Below are 1,858 nucleotides of genomic sequence, written 5' to 3' on the forward strand. Positions count from 1 at the left end.
ACCACTGGCTGGTGGAGCCCGGCAGTATCGAAAAAACCGTGGACGGGCAGCCGGCCTTGCTGGATGCCCTGGCCATGATCATCGAGTTGCAACACACCCTGGGCATCCGCGAGGCCATGATGCCGACCTATATGGAGGAAATCGCCAGCACCCTGTATGGCAGTGCCTACAAGTTGCAACGGCCGGTGCCGGATGCGGAAGGCCTGGTGGATGCGGATTTCCAGCAGATTGAAGCCACTATGAGCGAAGGCCACCCCTGCTTTCTCGCCAATAATGGTCGTATTGGTTTTGATGTACTGGACTACCCGTCCTACACCCCGGAAGCCGGCTCGCCGGTGCAGTTGATCTGGCTCGCAGCGCACCGGGACTACACAGTGTTTGCCGCCAGGGAGGGGCTGGACTACGAGGCGTTGATGACCGAAGAACTGGGTGAGGGTCAGCGGCTGGCGTTTGATGCCATGCTCCGCGAGCAGGGCGTAAACCCCGGGGACTACCACCTGATCCCGGTCCATCCCTGGCAGTGGTATAACAAGCTGGCAAGCGTATTTTCCGCTGATCTGGCCGAGCGCAAGCTGATTTGTCTGGGCAAGGGGGAAGACCGTTACCAGGCGCAGCAGTCCATCCGTACTTTTTATAACCTGGACCAGCCGGAAAAGCGTTACGTGAAAACGGCCATTTCCGTACTCAATATGGGCTTCATGCGAGGCCTGTCGCCGTATTACATGAGCACCACGCCAGCGATCAATGACTTCCTGCATGGTTTGGTCAACCAGGATCCGGAACTGGCCGATACCGGCTTCACACTGCTGCGGGAAGTGGCGGGCGTGGGGTATCGGCAGCGTCATTTCGAGGAGGCGGTGGATCAGTACAGTGCCTATCGCAAGATGCTGTCGGCCCTGTGGCGGGAAAGCCCGCTGGATCTGCTGGAAGAGGGGGAAGGGCTGATGACCATGGCGGCACTGCTGCATGTGGACAGCAATGGTCAGGCCTTGATGCCGGCCCTGATTCGCCGTTCGGGCATGACGCCGCAGGCCTGGCTGGCCGAGTTCCTGCGCTGTTATTTACGCCCGTTGATGCATTGCTTTTACCAGCATGATCTGGTGTTCATGCCCCACGGGGAAAACCTGATCATGGTGATGAAAGACGGGGTGCCCCGGCGCGCCATCATGAAAGACATCGCCGAGGAATGCGCCATTCTCAATACCGAGGTGATGCTGGCGGACAAGGTCCGGCGGCTGGCCGTGGACGTGCCTGAAGACCTGAAAGTTCTGTCACTGCTGACCGATGTGTTCGACTGCTTCTTCCGCTTTATGGCGGCGATTCTGGTGGAGCATGAAGTGATGGAACAGGACAGCTTCTGGGCTCAGGTGGCGGAATGCGTGCATGCCTATCAGGCGGATCATCCACAACTGGCCGATAAATTTGCCCGCCATGACCTCTTTGCCCCGGAATTCACCCTGTCCTGCCTCAACCGGCTGCAGCTGGCCAATAACCAGCAGATGGTGGACCTGGCCGATCCGGCCAGTGCGCTACAGTTTGCCGGTACGCTGGTGAACCCCATCGCCCGCTGGGCAAGGGTGCCGGAAAAGCAGGCAGAGAGCGCTTGAGAGCATCGTCCGCCGTGCATGCTGTTTCCGTGAGGGTTTCCCTTGCGGGAGCAGGATGGCGCAGGGAATGAGAAATAGGGGCTGCGGGGCGTAATGGTCAGAGCCTGTCTCTGGGGGCGCAGCGCTATTCATTGCAATGAATAGCCTGCCGGGCATGACACAGCAGAAACAAAAAAGGCCTCGCGATGCGAGGCCTTTTGATATCTGGTGCCCGGAGGCGGAATCGAACCACCGACACGGGGATTTTCAAT

At 59.1% G+C, this 1,858-nt stretch carries 1 protein-coding gene; it reads left to right on the plus strand.

The window, feature by feature from the left end:
* Positions 1–1,607, plus strand: a 1,607-nt coding sequence (locus HUJ17_RS12475; protein WP_290510996.1) for an IucA/IucC family siderophore biosynthesis protein, incomplete at its 5' end; no start/stop codon positions are given.
* Positions 1,608–1,858: the final 251 nt, after the last annotated feature.

The organism is Alcanivorax sp. (assembly GCF_014762765.1).
Taxonomy (GTDB): domain Bacteria; phylum Pseudomonadota; class Gammaproteobacteria; order Pseudomonadales; family Alcanivoracaceae; genus Alcanivorax.